The 15,805-nt window shown below is 69.4% G+C and carries 14 protein-coding genes and 1 tRNA gene; 1 reads left to right on the forward strand and 14 read right to left on the reverse strand.

The annotated features are described in order from the left end of the window. Window positions 1-19 precede the first annotated feature (19 nt). Window positions 20-451, forward strand: coding sequence for a hotdog fold thioesterase (locus tag AB6V31_RS15610; RefSeq protein WP_056232412.1), 432 nt, complete (start codon window positions 20-22; stop codon window positions 449-451). Between the two features lie 73 nt (window positions 452-524). On the opposite strand, the gene AB6V31_RS15615 is transcribed toward AB6V31_RS15610, so the two are convergent. The 14 genes from AB6V31_RS15615 to hisG form a co-directional block, all read right to left on the reverse strand. After that, a complete protein-coding gene (locus AB6V31_RS15615; protein WP_056231849.1) occupies window positions 525-1,145 on the reverse strand; it encodes an ANTAR domain-containing response regulator in 621 nt (206 codons plus the stop codon). Between the two features lie 71 nt (window positions 1,146-1,216). After that, window positions 1,217-1,297: transfer RNA gene (locus tag AB6V31_RS15620), tRNA-Leu, on the reverse strand. Between the two features lie 89 nt (window positions 1,298-1,386). Beyond that, window positions 1,387-2,832 (reverse strand): pyruvate kinase, encoded by a 1,446-nt coding sequence (gene pyk, locus AB6V31_RS15625; RefSeq protein WP_369366757.1) that lies wholly within the window; start codon window positions 2,830-2,832, stop codon window positions 1,387-1,389. 54 nt (window positions 2,833-2,886) lie between these two features. Continuing rightward, on the reverse strand, window positions 2,887-4,353 hold the full coding sequence (locus AB6V31_RS15630) for a glutamate synthase subunit beta (RefSeq protein ID WP_369366758.1): 1,467 nt from the start codon (window positions 4,351-4,353) through the stop codon (window positions 2,887-2,889). Further along, entirely contained in the window at window positions 4,346-8,923 is a 4,578-nt protein-coding gene (gene gltB / locus AB6V31_RS15635) for a glutamate synthase large subunit (protein ID WP_369366760.1), read from the reverse strand. Before gltB ends, AB6V31_RS15630 begins: the two co-directional genes overlap by 8 nt. 52 nt (window positions 8,924-8,975) lie before the next feature. Then, the gene (lgt, locus tag AB6V31_RS15640) at window positions 8,976-9,980 is read right to left on the reverse strand and encodes a prolipoprotein diacylglyceryl transferase (protein WP_369366761.1); all 1,005 of its coding nucleotides are present in this window, start codon (window positions 9,978-9,980) and stop codon (window positions 8,976-8,978) included. Between the two features lie 10 nt (window positions 9,981-9,990). After that, on the reverse strand, window positions 9,991-10,782 hold the full coding sequence (gene trpA, locus AB6V31_RS15645) for a tryptophan synthase subunit alpha (protein ID WP_056231833.1): 792 nt from the start codon (window positions 10,780-10,782) through the stop codon (window positions 9,991-9,993). Then, entirely contained in the window at window positions 10,779-12,122 is a 1,344-nt protein-coding gene (trpB, locus tag AB6V31_RS15650; protein WP_056231830.1) for a tryptophan synthase subunit beta, read from the reverse strand. The genes trpA and trpB overlap by 4 nt, the downstream gene beginning before the upstream one ends. Next, on the reverse strand, window positions 12,119-12,898 hold the full coding sequence (trpC, locus tag AB6V31_RS15655) for an indole-3-glycerol phosphate synthase TrpC (protein WP_268103951.1): 780 nt from the start codon (window positions 12,896-12,898) through the stop codon (window positions 12,119-12,121). Before trpC ends, trpB begins: the two co-directional genes overlap by 4 nt. Continuing rightward, a complete protein-coding gene (locus tag AB6V31_RS15660; protein ID WP_056231824.1) occupies window positions 12,898-13,128 on the reverse strand; it encodes a DUF6704 family protein in 231 nt (76 codons plus the stop codon). Before AB6V31_RS15660 ends, trpC begins: the two co-directional genes overlap by 1 nt. Window positions 13,129-13,232: 104 nt before the next feature. Continuing rightward, window positions 13,233-13,820: a Trp biosynthesis-associated membrane protein gene (locus AB6V31_RS15665; protein WP_369366764.1), complete on the reverse strand. Its 588-nt coding sequence runs from the start codon at window positions 13,818-13,820 to the stop codon at window positions 13,233-13,235. Further along, entirely contained in the window at window positions 13,820-14,158 is a 339-nt protein-coding gene (hisI, locus tag AB6V31_RS15670) for a phosphoribosyl-AMP cyclohydrolase (RefSeq protein ID WP_369366766.1), read from the reverse strand. Before hisI ends, AB6V31_RS15665 begins: the two co-directional genes overlap by 1 nt. Next, window positions 14,155-14,919, reverse strand: a complete 765-nt coding sequence (gene hisF, locus AB6V31_RS15675; RefSeq protein ID WP_369366767.1) for an imidazole glycerol phosphate synthase subunit HisF — start codon at window positions 14,917-14,919, stop codon at window positions 14,155-14,157. Before hisF ends, hisI begins: the two co-directional genes overlap by 4 nt. Continuing rightward, entirely contained in the window at window positions 14,919-15,761 is an 843-nt protein-coding gene (hisG, locus tag AB6V31_RS15680; RefSeq protein ID WP_056231810.1) for an ATP phosphoribosyltransferase, read from the reverse strand. The genes hisF and hisG overlap by 1 nt, the downstream gene beginning before the upstream one ends. Window positions 15,762-15,805 lie beyond the last annotated feature (44 nt).

Here is a 15,805-nt window from a genome sequence, read left to right on the forward strand (position 1 = left end):
CCGATCGACGAAGGCGATGATGACCTCCACGACTCCCGACACGTCCCCCGGCCTCGACTGGGCGAAGGAGCGCGGCATGGGCGCCCTCGCCGAGAAGATGGGCATCGAGTGGGTCGAGTTCTCGGTGGAGCGCAGCGTCGCGACCATGCCGGTCGAGGGCAACACGCAGCCGGTCGGCCTGCTTCACGGCGGTGCGTACGTCGTCCTCGGCGAGTCGCTGGGCTCTATGGCGGCGAACCTTTACGCGGGGTCGGGCAAGCTCGCGGTCGGCATCGACATCAACGCCACGCACACCCGCTCGGCCACGTCGGGCATCGTCACGGGTGTGTGCACCCCGATCCACCTGGGCCGTTCGCTCACGGTGCACGAGATCGCGGTGTCCGACGAACAGGGTCGTCGGTGCTCGACCATCCGGATCACGAACATGATCAAGGACGCCCCCGCACGCTGACCGCCCCGACTCTCACGGCGGAAACGAGAAATGGATGCCACCTCAGTGGCATCCATTCTCGAAGAGGTCTCGCTCAGCCCTTCTTGGGGGCGAGCTGCTCGATGATCGCCTTGGCGACGTCCTGCATGGTGAGGCGGCGGTCCATCGACGCCTTCTGGATCCAGCGGAAGGCCTCGGGCTCGCTCAGACCCATCTTCTCGTTGAGAAGGCCCTTGGCCCGGTCGACGAGCTTGCGGGTCTCGAAGCGCTCGACCATGTCGGCGACCTCGGCCTCGAGCGTGATGATCTGCTCGTAGCGGGCGAGGGCGATCTCGATCGCGGGGAGCAGGTCGTTCGGGGTGAAGGGCTTGACCACGTACGCCAGAGCGCCGGCCTCGCTGGCCCGCTCGACGAGCTCCTTCTGGCTGAAGGCGGTGAGCAGCACGACCGGGGCGATGTGGTTCTTGCTGAGCTTCTCGGCGGCGCTGATACCGTCGAGCTGCGGCATCTTGACGTCCATGATCACCAGATCGGGGCGCAGCTCTGTCGCGAGCTGGACGGCGGTCTCTCCGTCGCCGGCCTCGCCGACGACGTCGAAGCCGTTGTCGCGGAGGATCTCGACGATGTCGAGGCGGATGAGCGACTCGTCTTCCGCGACGACGACGCGTCGGGGAGCGGCCGGAGCGCTGGCCGGAACGGCTTCTTGATCAGTCACGGAACCATCCTAAGTCTGCGGGGGCCAGAAGCCCCGGATCGCAGCCCCCATCACTCGGGTGCTGTCACGGGTACCGGTGGTGGGACTCGAACCCACACGTCTTTCGACAGAGCATTTTGAGTGCCCCGCGTCTGCCATTCCGCCACACCGGCAGGTGTTGCCCTCCCAACTTACCGGCGGCGAGACCGGGGTGGGAACGCGAAGACGCGCGCCGGGCGGACCCGGCGCGCGTCATCGAGGCTCAGACCTCTTTGTAGACGGGCGCTGCGCCGTGCACGGCGTCGCCCACGCGGTGGACGCGCAGGTCGTTCGTCGAGCCCGCGATTCCGGGAGGGGAACCGGAGATCACGACGACCTTGTCCCCCACCTCGGCCAGCTTGTGCGAGAGCAGGTAGTCGTCGACCTGCAGGAACATCTTGTCGGTGTGCGACACGTGCTCCACCAGCGTGGAGCGCACGCCCCACGTCAGCGCGAGGCGACGGCGGATGCCGGGCTCGGGCGTGAAGGCGATCATCGGGATGGTCGAACGCAGACGCGACATGCGGCGCACCGAGTCACCCGACTCGGTGAACACGCAGAGGAACTTTGCCTCGACGAAGTCGGCCACCTCGACAGCGGCGAGCGTGATGGCGCCACCCTGCGTGCGGGGCTTGTTGGTCAGCGGCGCGATGCGCTCGAGACCGTGCTCCTCGGTGGACGCGACGATGCGCGCCATGGTCTCGACGACCACGACCGGGTAGTCGCCGACGCTGGTCTCGCCCGAGAGCATGACCGCGTCCGCACCGTCGAGGACGGCGTTGGCGACGTCGCTGGTCTCGGCGCGCGTGGGGACCGGGCTGTTGATCATCGACTCGAGCATCTGCGTCGCGACGATGACGGGCTTGGCCATGCGGCGGGCGAGCTCGACCGCGCGCTTCTGCACGATCGGGACGGCCTCGAGGGGCAGCTCGACACCGAGGTCACCGCGGGCGACCATGATGCCGTCGAAGGCGTCGATGATCTCCTCGAGATTGTCGACCGCCTGCGGCTTCTCGATCTTCGCGATGACGGGCACGTAGCGCCCCTCTTCGGCCATGATCTCGTGCACGCGCTCGATGTCCTTGGCATCGCGGACGAACGACAGGGCGATGAGGTCGGCGCCGGCGTTCAGGCCCCAGCGGAGGTCCGCCTCGTCCTTCTCGCTCAGTGCGGGGACGTTCACGGCCACGCCGGGCAGGTTGATGCCCTTGTTGTTCGAGACCGGGCCGCCGACGATGACCTTGGTGGTCACGACGGTGCCGTCGGTCTCGACGACCTCGACACGGACCTTGCCGTCGTCGATGAGCAGGAAGTCGCCGGGGCGCACGTCCTGGGGCAGGCCCTTGAAGGTCGTGCCGACGATCTCTTTGGTGCCGAGGATGTCCTCGATGGTGATCTTGAAGATGTCACCGGGCAGCAGGTCGTGGGGACCGTTCTCGAACTTGCCGAGGCGGATCTTCGGGCCCTGCAGGTCGACGAGGGCCGCGACCGGGCGTCCGGCGTCTTCTGCCGCCTTGCGCACGTTGGCGAAGTTGGCGTCGTGCACGGAGTAATCTCCGTGGCTCAGGTTGAGGCGGGCGACATCCACACCGGCGTCGATGATGGCGCGAACCATCTCATACGACGACGTGGCGGGCCCGAGTGTTGCGACGATCTTGGCGCGTCTCATCCGGTTTCAAGCTCCGTGAAATTTTCGGGAAGTGGCCGATCGGCCCTTGCCAGCTTAGGCGGGCAGGAGGCCGATGGCGACATCGGTCGGGCGCACCGGCGCGGGCAGCACCGTCTCGCCCATGAGGAACGTGTCGACCTCGGCGGCGGCCGCGCGGCCTTCGGCGATGGCCCACACGATGAGGGACTGTCCGCGACCGGCATCTCCGGCGACGAACACCCCCGGGGTGGTGGTGGCGTAGGTCGCGTCGCGCTCCACGTTTCCGCGGTTCGTGAACTGCGTGCCGAGCTGGCTCTCGAGGTGCTCGCGCTCAGGGCCGGTGAAGCCCATCGCGATGAGGACCAGGTCGGCCGGGATCTCGCGCTCGGTGCCGCTCTTGGGGACGCGGCGGCCGTCGACGTACTCGGTCTCGGCGACGCGCAGCGCTCGCACCTCTCCCGCGGCGTTGCCGAGGAACTCCACGGTCGAGGCGAGGAACGTGCGCTCCCCGCCCTCCTCGTGAGCGGATGCCAGCTCGAACAGGTTCGGCATCATCGGCCACGGCTGCTCGGCCGGACGCTCCGACGGGGGCTGCTTGCCGATCGCGAGGTTGGTGACGCTCAGCGCACCCTGGCGGTGGGCGGTGCCGATGCAGTCGGCTCCGGTGTCGCCACCACCGATGACGACGACGTGCTTGCCCTCGGCGGTGATCTGGTGCGGCACCTGGTCGCCGGCCACGGCCTTGTTGCCCTCGATGAGGTACTCCATGGCGTAGTGCACGCCGTCGAGGTCGCGGCCGGGGATGGCGAGGTCGCGCGGTACCGTCGAACCGGTGGCCACCACGACGGCGTCGTAGCGCGCCCGGAGGTCGCCCCACGAGACGTCCTTGCCGATCTCGACGCCGGCGCGGAAGCGCGTGCCCTCGGCCTGCATCTGCCGCAGGCGCAGCTCGAGGTGGCGCTTCTCCATCTTGAAGTCGGGGATGCCGTAGCGCAGCAGCCCGCCGATGCGGTCGTCGCGCTCGAAGACCGCGACCGTGTGGCCGGCGCGCGTGAGCTGCTGGGCGGCGGCGAGGCCGGCGGGGCCGGAGCCCACGACGGCGACGGTCTTGCCGGTCAGGCGCTCGGGCGGCTCGGGCTCGACCCAACCGTTGCCGAACGCCTCGTCGATGATCGAGACCTCGACCTGCTTGATCGTGACGGCCGGCTGGTTGATGCCGAGCACGCACGAGCTCTCGCAGGGCGCGGGGCACAGACGACCGGTGAACTCCGGGAAGTTGTTCGTCGCGTGCAGGCGCTCGATGGCCGCGCGGCCCTCGCCGCGCCACGTGAGGTCGTTCCACTCGGGGATCAGGTTCCCGAGCGGGCAGCCCTTGTGGCAGAACGGGATGCCGCAGTCCATGCAGCGACCGGCCTGGCGCTTGATGACGGCCGAATCACCCGGCTCGTACACCTCTTTCCAGTCCATGATCCGCACCGGCACCGGCCGGCGCTTGGGGAGCTCGCGCTCCGTGACCTTGAGAAAGCCCTTCGGGTCAGCCACCCGTCACCTCCAGAATGCGCTTCCAGACGACGTCGCCGTCGGGGTCGAGCCCCTCGGTGACCGCCTCCTGGCGGGTCTGCAGCACGGCGGCGTAGTCGCGCGGCAGCACCCGGACGAAGTTGTCCACCTCGGTCTCGAAGTCGTCCAGCAGACGACGGGCGAGGGTGGAATCGGTCTCTGCGACGTGCTTTTCGAGCAGGTCGCGGAGGATCTCGGCATCCCCCGATCCGAGGGCACCGAGTTCGAGCTCACCGGATGCCATGGCCTCGCGGTTCACGAGATCGCGGTCGAGCTTGTAGACGTAGGCCTGGCCGCCCGACATGCCGGCGCCGAGGTTGCGGCCCGTGGCGCCGAGGATCACGGCGAGACCACCGGTCATGTACTCGAGCGCGTGGTCTCCCACGCCCTCGACGACCGCCGTCGCTCCGGAGTTGCGCACCAGGAAGCGCTCGCCCACGACGCCGTTGAGGAACATCTGCCCCTGCGTGGCGCCGTAGCCGATGACGTTTCCGGCAATGACGTTCTCGGACGCCGCGAAGCTCGAGCCGCGCGGCGGACGCACGATGATCGTGCCGCCCGATAGGCCCTTGCCGACGTAGTCGTTGGAGTCGCCCTCGAGGCGCAGCGTGATGCCGGCCGGCATGAACGCGCCGAACGACTGCCCGGCCGAGCCGGTCAGACGCACGTCGATCGAGTTCTCGGGCAGACCGTGCTCGCCCCGCGCCTTGGTGACGTGGTGGCCGAGCATGGTCCCCACGGCGCGCGCGGTGTTGCGGATCGGGAGCTCGATCGTGAGCTGACCCCCGTGCGCGATGACGTCCTGCGCGCGCTCGATGAGCTGCACGTCGAAGTGGTCCTCGAGCTCGTGATCCTGGTTGCGCGCGTGGCGGCGCGGCTCGTCCTCGGCGAAGCGGGGTCCTTCGAGGATGGGCGCGAGGTTGAGGCCCCGGGCCTTCCAGTGCTGGATCGCCTCGTTGGCATCGAGCAGCTCCGCGCGTCCGACGATCTCGTCGATCGAGCGGTAGCCGAGGGCGGCGAGGTACTCGCGCACCTCTTGCGCGATGAACTCCATGAAGTTGATGACGTACTCGGCCTTGCCGGTGAAGCGCTCACGCAGCACGGGGTTCTGCGTCGCGACGCCCACGGGGCAGGTGTCGAGGTGGCACACGCGCATCATGATGCAGCCCGAGACCACGAGCGGAGCGGTGGCGAAGCCGAACTCCTCGGCACCCAGGAGGGCGCCGATGATGACGTCGCGACCGGTCTTCATCTGACCGTCGACCTGCACGACCACGCGGTCGCGCATGCCGTTGAGCATGAGCGTCTGCTGGGTCTCGGCCAGGCCCAGCTCCCACGGGGTGCCGGCGTGCTTGAGCGAGTTCATCGGGCTCGCACCCGTGCCGCCGTCCTGGCCCGAGACCAGGATGACGTCGCTGAGCGCCTTGGCGACACCCGCGGCGACCGCACCGATACCCGACTGGCTGACCAGCTTGGTGTGGATGCGGGCCGAGGGGTTGGCGCGCTTGAGGTCGAAGATGAGCTGCTTGAGGTCTTCGATCGAGTAGATGTCGTGGTGCGGCGGCGGCGAGATGAGCCCGACGCCCGCGGTCGCGTGCCGCGTGCGCGCCACCCACGGGTACACCTTGGTCGGCGGCAGCTGACCGCCTTCGCCGGGCTTGGCGCCCTGCGCGAGCTTGATCTGGATGTCGTCGGCCTTGGTCAGGTACAGGCTCGTCACCCCGAAGCGACCGGATGCCACCTGCTTGATGGCACTGCGACGCTCGGGGTCGAGCAGACGGTCAACGTCTTCTCCGCCCTCACCGGTGTTGGACTTGCCGCCGATGCGGTTCATCGCGACGGCGAGCACCTCGTGCGCCTCTTTCGAGATCGAGCCGTAGCTCATCGCACCGGTGGAGAAGCGCTTGACGATCGCCGAGACGGGCTCGACCTCATCGATCGGGACGGCGGGTCGCGTTCCCGTGCGCAGGCCGAAGAGACCGCGGAGGGTCTTCAGCTCATGCGCCTGGTCGTCGATCAGCTGCGTGTACTCGCGGAAGATGTCGTACCGACGCTCGCGCGTGGCGTGCTGGAGGCGGAACACCGTGTCGGGGTTGAACAGGTGCGGGGCACCGTCGCGGCGCCACTGGTACTCGCCGCCGGTCCACAGGCGCTCGTGCGCACGGGCCGCTGCATCTTGCGGGTAGGCGTACTCGTGGCGCGCGGCGTTCTCGGCCGCGATGACGTCGAGGCCCACACCGCCGAGCTTGGTCTCGGTGCCGGTGAAGTAGGCGTCGATGAAGTCGCGCGACAGGCCCACGGCCTCGAACACCTGGGCGCCGGCGTACGACGACACGGTCGAGATGCCCATCTTCGACATGATCTTCAGCACGCCCTTGCCGAGCGCGTAGATCAGGTTCTTGACGGCCTTCTCGGGCGTGATGTTGGTGATGAAGCCGGCGCGCACGAGGTACTCGACGGTCTCCATCGCCAGGTATGGGTTGACCGCCGAGGCGCCGTAACCGATGAGGGTCGCCACGTGGTGCACCTCACGCACGTCGCCGGCCTCGACCACGAGACCGACCTTCATGCGGGTCTCTTTGCGGATGAGGTGGTGGTGCACGGCCGCGAGCATGAGCAGCGACGGGATGGGAGCCAGGTCCTTGTTCGAGTCGCGGTCGCTGAGCACGATGAACTCAGCGCCGTCCTCGATGGCCTGGTCGACCTCGGTGCACATCTGCGTGAGGCGCTTCTGGAGGCCCTTGTGCCCGGCCTCGACGCGGTACAGGCCGCGGATCGTCACCGACGAGCGCCCGGGGAGCGCGGTGTCGATGTGCTGGATCTTCGCGAGCTCGTCGTTGTCGATGACGGGGAAGTCGAGCGTCACCGTGCGGGTGTGCTCGGGGCCCCAGTCGAGGAGGTTGCGCTCGGGGCCGAGGCCCAGCGAGAGCGAGGTGACGACCTCTTCGCGGATCGAGTCGAGCGGCGGGTTGGTGACCTGCGCGAACTGCTGCGAGAAGTAGTCGAAGAGCAGGCGCGGACGGTCGCTGAGCACGGCGACGGGTGCGTCGCTGCCCATGGCGCCGAGCGGTTCGGTGCCGGCCTGACCCATGGGCGTGAGCAGCATGCGCACCTCTTCTTCGGTGTAGCCGAAGGTGCGTTGGCGGCGGGTGATCGAGGCGATCGGGTGCACGATGTGCTCGCGCTCAGGGAGCTCGCTGAGCTTGACGCGGCCCTTGTCGACCCACTCGCCCCAGGGGTGGAGCGCGGCGAGGTCGGACTTGATCTCCTCGTCCTCGACGATGCGGCGCTGGGCCGTGTCGACGAGGAACATGCGACCGGGCTGCAGGCGGCCGCGGCGCTTGATGCGCTCGGGCGCGAAGTCGAGGACGCCCGTCTCGGAGCCGATGACGACGAGGCCGTCGGTGGTTTCGGTCCAGCGGCCCGGGCGGAGCCCGTTGCGGTCGAGGGTCGCGCCGACCAGCGTGCCGTCGGTGAAGATCAGGGCGGCGGGGCCGTCCCACGGCTCCATCTGCATGGAGTGGAAGTCGTAGAAGGCGCGCAGGGCGGGGTCGATCGTCGCCTGCTTCTCGTACGCCTCGGGGACCATCATCATGATCGCGTGAGGCAGGCTGCGGCCCGTGAGGGTCAGCAGTTCGAGGACCTCGTCGAAGGATGCTGAGTCGCTGGCGCCCTCGGTGCAGATCGGAAGCAGCGGGCGGACGTCGCCGATCAGCTCGGATTCGAGCTGCGACTGACGCGCGCGCATCCAGTTGCGGTTGCCCTTGACCGTGTTGATCTCGCCGTTGTGCGCCAGCATGCGCAGCGGCTGCGCGAGCGGCCACGACGGGAAGGTGTTGGTCGAGTAGCGCGAGTGCACGACCGCGAGCTCCGAGGCGAAGCGCTCGTCCTGCAGGTCGGGGTAGAACGGCTCGAGCTGCAGCGTCGTGACCATGCCCTTGTAGCCGAGCGTCCGGCTCGACAGTGACACGAAGTACGCCTCGAGTTCGTGACGGGCACGCTTGCGCAGGCGGTACACGCGGCGGTCGAGAGCGATGCCGGACAGCGCCGGCTCGTCGCCGGTGGCCGGGCGCGACACGAAGAGCTGCTCGAAGGCGGGACGCGCCTCGAAGGCCAGCTTGCCCAGGTTCTCGGGCTCGACCGGCACCTCGCGCCAGCCGAGGACCTCGAGGTTCTCGTGACGCGCGATCTCTTCGATCCCCGCCTTCATCGCGGCACGCTCGTCGTGACCGAGCGGCAGGAAGATCATTCCCGCGGCGTACTCCCCGACCGGCGGCAGGTCGAAGTCGACGACGGCACGCAGGAAGGCGTCGGGCATCTGGGTCAGGATGCCGGCGCCGTCACCGGTGCCCGCGTCGGACCCGATGGCACCGCGGTGCTCGAGGTTGCGCAGCGCTGTCAGCGCCAGATCGATGATGTCGTGTCCGGCTTCGCCGCGGAGAGTGGCGACCATGGCGAGGCCACAGGCGTCTTTCTCGAACGACGGGTCGTACATTCCCTGGCGGGCGGGGAATGCGCCTCCGACGGTGTCGGAACGCAGGCTGGAAGCCATATCAACCGTCCTCACGTTGATGCTTCGAATGGGACGACGTCGGCCCAGAGTGTTAGTTCGTGGCGGGGCTGCTTGTGGCGCTGGTGCCGACGGTGTCGCTCGTCGCGGGCGGCTCGCTCACGTCGACGAAGTCAGAGGGGTCGCCTGAGTCTACAGCCCCCGAAGCCTTCGACTCGCGCCCAGGCACGTACGGCGAGGGCTCGTAGCCGTGGTGACGGCGCGACTGCACGATGAAGATCACGATGCCGAGGATCACGCCGAAGATGGCGGCCCACACGTTCGTGCGCAGCCCCAGGATGATGTCGCTCGGGTCGACGCGGATCGACTCCCACACGATGCGACCGGCGGAGTACCAGACGAGGTAGATCGCGAACTGCTTGCCCCACTGCAGGGTGAAGCGCGTGCCGACGTACAGGATGACAGCGGCACCCAGGAGGTTCCAGATGACCTCGTACGCGAAGGTGGGGTGGAAGAGCGTGCCGGCGGGCAGGCCGACCGGAATGGCGGGGTTTCCCGCAGCGATCTCGAGGCCCCACGGCAGGTCGGTGGGCTGACCGAAGAGCTCCTGGTTGAACCAGTTGCCGAAGCGCCCCATGGCCTGGGCGATGATGAGGCCGGGCGCCAGCGCGTCGGCGAAGGTCCAGAAGCGGATGCCGGTCCACTTGCACCCGAGGACGGCGCCGATCGCGCCGCCGATGAGGGCACCGTAGATGGCGATGCCGCCCTCCCAGATCGCCCAGACCGAGCCGGGCTGGGTGATGTTCCAGGGGTTCGAGCCGGGGCCGAAATAGAAGCCCGCGTGCGTGGCGACGTGGTAAATGCGGGCCACGACGATCGCGAGGGGCACCGCCAGGAGGCAGATGTCGATGACGACCCACTTCTCGGCGCCGCGACGTGTCAGGCGGGCGTTCGTCAGGAAGATCGCGACGATGATGCCCGCGACGATGCACAGGGCATAGAAGTGGATGCGGAGCGGACCGAGGTCGACGTACGAGATGGTCGGGCTCGGGATGCTGGCGAGCACGCCGGAGGCGGCGCTCGAGAGGGCGAACGTCATGGGTTCGAGTCTAGGCGCGCTGCGCGGTGCCCGCAGACAGCTCCCGCGCGAGGGTCGACAGGCCGTCGACGCCACCGTCGCGGAGCGCCTTGACCAGTGCCGTCCCCACGATCGCTCCGTCGGCGTACTCCGCGACTCCGGCCACCTGCTCGGCGTTCGAGATGCCGATGCCCACGCACGCGTGCTCGGCGCCGAACGAGCGCAGGCGCTCGACCAGGCTTCGCGCGGCGGCGTCGAGAGAGGCGCGCTCCCCCGTGATGCCCATGGTCGAGACGGTGTAAACGAAGCCTGTGGAGGCCTCGACGATCATCTTCAACCGCTCGTCCGACGAGGTGGGGGCGGCGAGGAACACCCGGTCGAGGCCGGTGCGCGTGCTCGTCTCGATCCACTGGGCCGCGGCATCCGGGGTCACATCGGGCGTGATGAGGCCCGCACCGCCCGCGGCGACGAGCTCGTCGGCGTATCGGTCGACGCCGTACTGCTCGACGAGGTTCCAGTACGTCATGACGAGGATCGGCACGTCGGTGCGCGCGGTGACCTCGCGGATGATCGTGAATAGGTCGCGCATGCGGAACCCGTTCGCGAGCGCCGTCTGGGTCGCCTCTTGGATGACCAGGCCGTCCATCACCGGGTCGCTGTAGGGCGGGCCGAGCTCGATGACGTCGGCTCCGGCCTCGGCCAGCGCGACGGCCGCCTCGATGCTCGTGGCGACGTCGGGGAAACCGGCGGGGAGGTAGCCGACGAAGGCGCCACGGCCCTCGGCGTGGGCGGCCTCGATGGCCGCCGAGACGCGAGAGGTCACAGCTCGACTCCCGCGCCGCTGGCCGCGTCCGGAGCCGGGGTCACGTCGACGGGCGAGCCGGGGGCGGATGCCACGGTCTCGGCCGCTCGCGTCTGCGGGGCGCCCTCGGGGCCCTCCGGCGCGTGTTCGGCGTCGTAGAGGTCGAAGTAGCGCGCTGCGGTGTCCATGTCCTTGTCGCCGCGACCGGAGAGGTTGATGGCGATCACGGCATCCGGACCCAACTCGCGACCGATGCGCAGGGCTCCGGCGAGGGCGTGGGCCGACTCGATGGCCGGGATGATGCCCTCGGTGCGCGAGAGCAGACGCAGGGCCTGCATCGCCTCGTCGTCGGTGGCCGGGATGTACTGCGCGCGGCCGATGTCGGCGAGCCACGCGTGCTCGGGACCGACGCCCGGGTAATCGAGGCCGGCCGAGATCGAGTGCGATTCGGTGGTCTGGCCGTCTTCGTCCTGCAGCACGTAGGTGCGCGCGCCGTGCAGGACGCCGGGGCGACCCCGCTCGATCGAGGCCGCGTGCTTGGGGGTGTCGACGCCGTCGCCGGCCGCCTCGACGCCGTAGAGGGCCACGCCCTCGTCGTCGAGGAACGCGTCGAACATGCCGATCGCGTTGGAGCCGCCGCCGACGCACGCGAACACGGCGTCGGGGAGGCGGCCGAGGCGCTCGAGGAACTCGGCGCGGGTCTCTTCGCCGATGATCTTCTGGAAGTCGCGCACCATCGCCGGGAACGGGTGCGGGCCCGCGGCGGTGCCGAAGATGTAGTTGGTCGTCTCGACCGAGGCGACCCAGTCGCGGTAGGCCTCGTTGATCGCGTCCTTCAGGGTGCGCGAGCCGGTCGTGACGGGGATCACCTCGGCGCCGAGGAGGCGCATGCGGGCCACGTTGAGGGCCTGGCGCTCGGTGTCGACCTCGCCCATGTAGACGACGCACTCGAGGCCGAACAGGGCCGCGGCGGTCGCGGTGGCGACGCCGTGCTGACCGGCACCGGTCTCGGCGATCACGCGCGTCTTGCCGAGGCGCTTGGTCAGCAGCGCCTGGCCCAGCACGTTGTTGATCTTGTGCGAGCCGGTGTGGTTGAGGTCTTCGCGCTTGAGGAAGACGCGCGCGCCTCCGGCGTGCTCGGCGAAGCGCGGCACCTCGGTGAGCACCGAGGGGCGGCCCGCGTAGTCGTGCAGCAGCGCGCGCAGCTCGGTGTGGAACGCGGGGTCGGCCATTGCCGACTCGTAGACCGCGGTGAGCTCGTCGATCGCGGCGATGAGCGATTCGGGCATGAAACGCCCGCCGAAGTCGCCGAAGAACGGCCCCTTCTGATCGCGCAGGTTCTGGGTGGGAGCGGTGGTCATGACGTCTCCTGGAGGAACGCGCGGAGCGTGGCAACGGGGTCGCCGGTGACGAGGGCCTCGCCCACGAGCACGACGTCGGCACCCGCCGCGCGGTAGTGCGCCACATCGGCGGGGGCGAGGACGGCCGATTCGGCGATCTTCACGGCATCCGCGGGGAAACGCTCGACCAGCGAACCGAACAGGTCGCGGTCGAGCTCGAAGGTCGAGAGGTTGCGGGCGTTCACGCCGATGAGCTTCGCGCCCAGCTGCGACGCACGCTCGAGCTCGTCGGCCGAGTGCGTCTCGACGAGGGCGGTCATGCCCAGGTCGGTGACGAGCCCGTAGAGCTCGGTGAGCGTCTTCTGGTCGAGGGCCGCGACGATCAGCAGCGCGAGGTCGGCCCCCGAGGCGCGGGCCTCGAGCACCTGGTAGGGCGTCGCGATGAAGTCCTTGCGCAGCACCGGGACGCTCACGGCCGACCGAACGGCTTCGAGGTCGGCGAGGCTGCCCTTGAACTTGCGGCGCTCGGTGAGCACGGAGATCGCGGACGCACCGCCCTCTTCGTACAGGCGCGCCTGACGGGCGGGGTCGGGGATCGCCGCGAGGTCTCCGCGAGACGGGCTCGCGCGCTTCACCTCGGCGATGATCTTCACGCGGTCGCCGGGGGCGAGCATCGCCAGCGCGTCGCGCGCCGGCGTCTGCGCGAGAGCATCTCGTTCGACCTCGGCGAGGGGTCGCGACTGCGCGCGCTCCTCGGCGTCCTCAACCGCTCCGGCCGTGAGATCGGCCAGCGCCATCAGTGGGCCTTCGGGTTGGACTTCGCGCCGTTCGCGCCGTAGCCGGCCTTGGTCATGGCCCAGCCGACGATGGCGCCGACGACGAGCAGACCCACCGAGGCCCACACCATGACGGGCATGTCGAGCCAGAAGAACAGCGTGCCGAGCGTGAACGCGACGAGCATAATGATCACGGCCGTCCAGGCGGCGGGCGAGTGTCCGTGGCCGGGGTCGCCGATGGGGTTGCTCATGGGGCTCCTTACAGTCGCGCGCGAGCGCGGGGGAAAGCGTCCGTTCAGTCTACCGAAGCGGGGGTGCGCTCCCGGCGCCGACGTCTCGATGTCGCGAGGTTCGCTCAGGCGGTGGGGTCGTCGCCGCGCGAGAGGTCGTCCCACGAGTCGATCGCGTCGTGCGGGCGCCCCGTGGCGGTGCGCGCCTCTTCGGCCGTGCGGTACTTGCGGCTCGCCCCGGAGGCCCAACGGCGAGCGGTGACGAGAGTGAAGAGGGATGCCGCGAACAGAACGACCTGAGCGATGAGCGTCACCGCCGCCCACGGGGTCAGGGACAGGCCCGAGACGAGCGAGGCGACGGCATCCGTTCCCGAGATGCCCGTCGCGTCGGTGACGGTCGCCGCCGTCGCCGAGACGGGAGTCGAGAACAGGATCTGAACGGTCCCGAAGCCCACGAACGCCGCGATGAGCACCCCCAGCGCGCCGAAGACGTAGCGCAGCACCGGACCGACGATCGAGAGGGCGGCGCCCAGGGCCAGGGCCGCAAGGCTCAGCGGAGTGAGCACCGGAAGCGCCTCGGCGCCCGGGACGGCCAGCGTCTGCTGCGCGCCGTCGTCGAGGGTGACGTCGATCCACGTCTGCGTCGAGGCGATGACCCCGATCGCTCCGGTGAGGAGCATTGCGAGGACCGCCGAGGAACGCGCGCGACGCATCAGCGCTCCCCCATGACCGGGTGCAGGTCGTCGGCGTCGAAGCAGGTGTGATCGCCCGTGTGGCACGCGGCGCCGATCTGGTCGACCTCGATCAGCAGGGTGTCGCCGTCGCAGTCCAGGCGCGCTCCCTTGACCAGCTGGATGTGGCCGGAGGTGTCGCCCTTGCGCCAGTACTCCTGACGCGAACGCGACCAGAACGTCACGCGGCCCGTGGTGAGCGTGCGGTTGAGGGCCTCGGCATCCATCCACCCCATCATCAGCACCTCGCGCGAGTCGAACTGCTGGATGACCGCGGCCACGAGACCGTCGGCGTCGTACTTCACACGGTCGACGCTCATCGGCGCACCTCGATCCCTTCGGCGGCCATGGCGTCTTTGACCTGTCCCACGGTGAGCTGGCCGGAGTGGAACACCGATGCCGCGAGCACGGCGTCGGCGCCGGCCTGCACGGCCGGGGCGAAGTGCTCGAGAGCGCCCGCCCCGCCCGAGGCGATCACGGGGACCGCGGCGACCTGACGCATGAGGCGCACGAGCTGGAGGTCGAAGCCCTGCTTCGTGCCGTCGGCGTCGATCGAGTTGACCAGCAGTTCGCCGGCTCCGCGCTCGACCGCCTCGCGCGCCCATTCGAGGGCGTCCAGGGTCGTCTCGGTGCGGCCGCCGTGAGTGGTCACGACGAAGCCCGAGGGGGTGGATGCCGCCCGCTTGACGTCGAGCGAGAGCACGATCACCTGCGCGCCGAAGCGGTCGGCGATCTCGTCGATCAGAGCAGGTCGTGCGATCGCGGCGGAGTTGACGCCGATCTTGTCGGCACCGACCGCGAGCAGGCGCGCGACGTCGTCGCTCGAGCGCACTCCCCCGCCGACGGTGAGCGGGATGAAGACCTGCTCGGCCGTGCGGCGCACGACGTCGTAGGTCGTGGAGCGCTCGTCGACCGTCGCCGTCACGTCGAGGAAGGTGACCTCGTCGGCCCCCTGCTCGAAGTAGAGCTTCGCGAGCTCGACCGGATCGCCCATGTCGCGCAGGTCGAGGAAGTTGACGCCCTTAACGACGCGGCCCGCGGCGACGTCGAGGCAGGGGATGACGCGACGCGCGAGGGTCATCAGAGCCTCGCGGCGAGGATCTCGGTGACGAGGATCGCGCGCGCGCCGATCGCGTAGAGGGCGTCCATGACCTGGTTGACGTCGCGGCGCGGGCTCATGACCCGCACGGCCACCCATTCGGGGTCGCGGAGTGGCGAGATCGTCGGCGACTCCAGGCCCGGGGCCACGGCGACGGCCTGCTCGATCAGGTGAGCGGGCAGGTCGTAATCGATCAGCACGTAGGTGCGGGCGGCGAGCACGCCGCGCAGGCGGCGCAGCAGCGTCTCGGTGCCCTCGGCCTCCTGGGGACCGGCGATCAGCACGGCGTCGGACTCGAGCAGCACCGGCCCGAAGATCTCGAGACCGGCCTGGCGCAGCGTGGTTCCGGTCGAGACGACGTCGGCCACGGCATCCGCCACTCCGAGCTGCACGGCCGATTCGACCGCCCCGTCGAGGGGAACGATGTCGACGGCGATGCCGCGCTCGTCGAGGAAGGCGTCGACCAGGCCCGGGTAGGCCGTCGCGACGCGCAGACCCTCGAGGTCGGCGATGTCGGTGAAGCGACCGGGTCGACCGGCGAAGCGGAACGTCGAACCGGCGAAGCCGAGTGACTCGACCTCGCGGGCGCCGGGCATGCGGGCATCGAGCAGCAGGTCGCGGCCGGTGATGCCGACGTCGAGTGCACCCGAGCCGACGTAGGTCGCGATGTCACGAGGACGGAGGTAGAAGAACTCGACCTCGTTCACGGGGTCGACGGTGTACAGGTCTTTCGAGTCGCGACGTCCGGTGTAACCGGCCTCCGAGAGCATCTCGGCGGCGGTCTCGGCGAGCGACCCCTTGTTCGGCACGGCGATTCGCAGCATGACGGGGGCTTTCGTGTTGTGTGAGCGTGGGGAGGGCGAGCGCG

Source organism: Microbacterium sp. 16-032, from assembly GCF_041079455.1.
In the GTDB taxonomy this organism is placed as follows: domain Bacteria; phylum Actinomycetota; class Actinomycetes; order Actinomycetales; family Microbacteriaceae; genus Microbacterium; species Microbacterium testaceum_A.